Source organism: Phytobacter sp. V69 (assembly GCF_965644215.1).
GTDB lineage: Bacteria > Pseudomonadota > Gammaproteobacteria > Enterobacterales > Enterobacteriaceae > Phytobacter.
In genome coordinates, this window is the sequence record NZ_CBFFRL010000312.1 from 1 (window position 1) to 3,717 (window position 3,717).

Annotated in this window: 2 protein-coding genes; both read left to right on the forward strand. The window is 48.4% G+C overall.

Annotated features, from left to right (window positions below):
• The first annotated feature begins 448 nt into the window (after nt 1-448).
• Nucleotides 449-1,681 carry a vWA domain-containing protein gene (locus ACSZPU_RS24275; protein WP_499004125.1) on the forward strand — a complete coding sequence of 411 codons (1,233 nt, stop codon included), beginning with the start codon at nt 449-451 and terminating at the stop codon, nt 1,679-1,681.
• A 427-nt stretch (nt 1,682-2,108) separates the two neighbouring features.
• Complete coding sequence (locus ACSZPU_RS24280) at nt 2,109-3,398, forward strand: Fic family protein (protein ID WP_499004126.1); 1,290 nt, start codon at nt 2,109-2,111, stop codon at nt 3,396-3,398.
• The last annotated feature ends 319 nt before the right edge of the window (nt 3,399-3,717 follow it).

The following is a 3,717-nucleotide window of genomic DNA, read 5'->3' on the forward strand; positions in this document are numbered from 1 at the left end:
TTCAGGCAACCGTCTGTGGTGTTTGCAGAGCTAAGATTGGCGGCTTAGCGTTGCACTTCGGAGTTGAATCCGCCCTCTCTATCCAGTTGTAATGATCTGGCCAATAAAAAAAATGGCGGAACGGATTGCCATTGAATACTTCGGCGTCATTTTTAATGACAATGACAGAACGATAATACTTCCAGCAGATATAGACAATATGGGATTGGGTGATCGACTCCGTCTCAAGTTTTTGAGCAGAATGGGCGAGCAGGACAGTATTGAGATTCGAAAAATATCCAATATTACACGCGAGAAAGGTGTCAACTTCTATATACATGGTGATTTCGGGTCCCGACGCATCGACTTCTCGAACAAGCAAAAGCGCGATGAGTGTATTTCAGCGCTTCAGGCCAGAACCCGCGTAAGGGGTGGCAGAGATTACGGTTATTAAACAAGGAACAGAGCCATGCAATTACAGTCAGGTCAAAATATCCTTCTATCCTCATCATCAATCACGCTCAATCTGCGATATCCGGTACTTCCCGGTTTTAACGGTGAACCCGACACCTGTGTTTTCATGCTCAACGCACAAGGTAAGGTGAGCGGTGATAATGATTTCATCTTTTTCAATAATCTGAGTTCACCAGAGGGTGCTGTAAAACTGGCGCCAGGGACGCAGCAATCAAGCGTTCATATTGAACTTAACCGCGTTTCCCCGACTGTTCAGAAAATATCCATAACGCTCGTAATTGACGGAAACGATACCATTACAGGCTTACAGTTTCTGAATCTTCAGGTTCCCGGTATCACATCGTTTGATCCAGAAACAGCAGGGCGCAGCGAGAAAGCTATTATCGTGGCGGAAGTGTATCGCCATAACGGCAACTGGAAGCTCCGGGCGCTTGGCCATGGTTTCAACGGCGGGCTTGAGCCCCTGGCCATTAGTTATGGCGTTGATGTAGCACAGTCAGCCCCGCAACCAGCTCGTATCAGTCTGGAAAAGAAACTTGAAACCAAATCTCCACGACTTGTCAGTCTCGCTAAAAAGGCCTCAGTCAGCCTTACTAAAAATAAACTGGACACACTGGAGGCAGCAGTAGCGTTTGTTCTTGACGCGTCCGGTTCAATGAGCGGCCAGTTCAGTAAGGGCAATGTTCAGTCCGTGCTGGACCGTATCGCCGTTCTTGCAGCCCAGTTCGATGACGATGGTGAGATGGATGTCTGGGGGTTTGGAGAGAAGCATAAGAAGTATCCAAATGTCACTCTGGACAATTTGGACAATTATATTCAGGCCATTCGTGGGTCTGGAAAGCGTTCTGCCTGGGAGAACCTGCCGGGACTTGGTGGGACAAACAATGAGCCCCCGGTAATGGAAGAAATTGTCGACTACTTTAAAGACTCGAAAATCCCTGTTTATGTTGTATTTATTACTGATGGCGGCATCAGCAAGACCCGGGCGATTAAAGATGCAATCCGTCGTTCTGCTAACTACCCCATCTTCTGGAAGTTTGTCGGCCTGGGTGGCTCAAGTTACGGTATTCTCAAAAATCTGGATGACTTTACGGACCGCCGGGTTGATAACACACACTTTTTTGCAATGGATAATTTCGGGTCGATCAGCGACGAAAAATTATATGATAATTTACTGGTAGAATTTCGCCCCTGGGTTGATGAAATTAAAAAAATGGGAATACTTTAGTATTCGGAGTTAGCAGAATAAATACGATAAGCTCTATGGTCATTGGAAACTGTAGGGTTTTATCGAGTTGCACCATTAATCGCCTGCATATACTCTGTTATTTTTTTAACCTATCCAGGTACGCCATCCGCACCTACATTATCAACGTTCGTAAATTGTCCCATTCGGGCGCATGTACATATTACGTGGATAGGATCACATACGGCCAGATCGTAAGGATCGAAATGTATGCCCCCTTCGGGAGCGGAGAAGGCAACCACGCAAGGTTGTAAAACAATGCAAATTCGAATTTGTAGTATGCAGTAATGATTATGGTAAGGGGCATCCGAAAGGGTGCCCTTTATCATTTCTGGGATATAGAAAGGGTTGCAGGGTATCGTGCCCAAGAGTAGACTATCTCAATGTTGATTTAAATTGAGATAGTGCGATGACTATAAGACGACCGCCGACACTGATCCCGCTTTCCCAGCTCACATGGACAGATCTGGAAACCCACCAGCAGTACAACCGCGTTCTGGACGATAAAGGGCGCTACCTACCGTTTGATGAATTTTGCCGTCGCATGGGGCGGGGAGAGAATGCAACGCTTGCCTGGACGCTTACCCGTCGGGCGCGTAACGCTGCATTGATGCCGATCTCCTATTCCAACGAGAAGGGCGAGAAGGCGGGGTTTGCAACCACACCGTGCATCGCATCAGCGTGCGAAATGGTAGACAAATTCACAACCCGCGCAGCACTGGCCGAGATTGTCCAACGCCTGCGCGGTGCTGGCGCTGAACTGCATCAATTGCAGCTCGACGAGCCGATCACCTCTTCCCAGTTAGAGGGAGCGAACACCACAACGCTGGTGGCGCGTACCATGCTTGAGACAGGCAGACGGCCACGTACCGAAGACGAGCACATGATCGCCGGTAATGCGCGGTTAATGGCTGACATCCCGCATTTGCTTAATCGTGAACTGACACCAGACCTTATCTGCAATTTCCATGAGATAGGAATGCGTGACATCAACGATGAGAAGTACCAGCCTGGCGAACTTCGCACGACTGATGACGTTGTGATCGCTGATTACGACAATAACATTGTTCACCAGCCGCCAGCTGCTGCGAGCCTGCCAGAGCGCCTGCAAGCGGTATGCGATTTCGTGAACAGTGCCGAACCCTACGTTCACCCGCTGGTAAAGGCCTGCATCCTGCATTTCATGATCGCACATGAACACCCATTCAGGGACGGAAACGGGCGTACCAGTCGCGGCCTGTTTTACTGGTTTATGCTGAAATCGGGTTATGAGGCTTTCCGGTATATCTCAATTAGCCAGCTGCTGCACGCGGCTCCGGTTCAGTACGCCCATAGTTACCAGTACACGGAAACGGACGGCATGGATCTGACGTACAGCATTGACTACCAGGCGCAGGTTGTACGCCGTGCCGTTAAGCAACTGCTGGAGCACGTAGAAGGGTTGGTAATGACTGCGGCGCAGCTTGATGCGAAGCTGTATAAAAGCGGTCTGTTGTCGAAACTGACACAGCGCCAGATTACGCTTGTTAACGTCATGATGGCAACGCCGGGCAAGCTGTTTGCCGTTACGGAAATAGCTGCCGCGCTGGGCGTGTCTGACAATACCGCCCGGAAGGATGTCAAAAAGCTGGTTGAGCTGGGGATTGCCGAAGAGATAGCGGAAAACGACCAGTTGACGACGTACAGAATAGGCACTTAGGATCAAACGTCTCCGCCATCATCAACACATAGGTCTGAATAAATATCGACCATTCAAGGTTCTACAACATTCGTCGAAATCCGATGAGCATCGAAGTTCTCAAAGAAGCGAGTGCCCCATTCTTCGTTGAGCTCATCTTGTATAGTTTTGCTGTGATAGTAATGGAAAACATGAAGATGCAATTATTAGCTAAATAATCCATGAGAATATGTAATTCATCTCTGGTCACAATGAAATAGCCCTTTAAGGAAGGTGCGATTTAATCGTCAATTATGAGAACATAACCCTTTCTTTGACATAGACTTTTCACGATGCCCGC

Coding starts and splice junctions, on each gene's coding strand:
- ACSZPU_RS24275 (WP_499004125.1), top strand. CDS start 449: ATGCAATTACAGTCAGGTCAAAATATCCTTCTATCCTCATCATCAATC.
- ACSZPU_RS24280 (WP_499004126.1), top strand. CDS start 2,109: ATGACTATAAGACGACCGCCGACACTGATCCCGCTTTCCCAGCTCACA.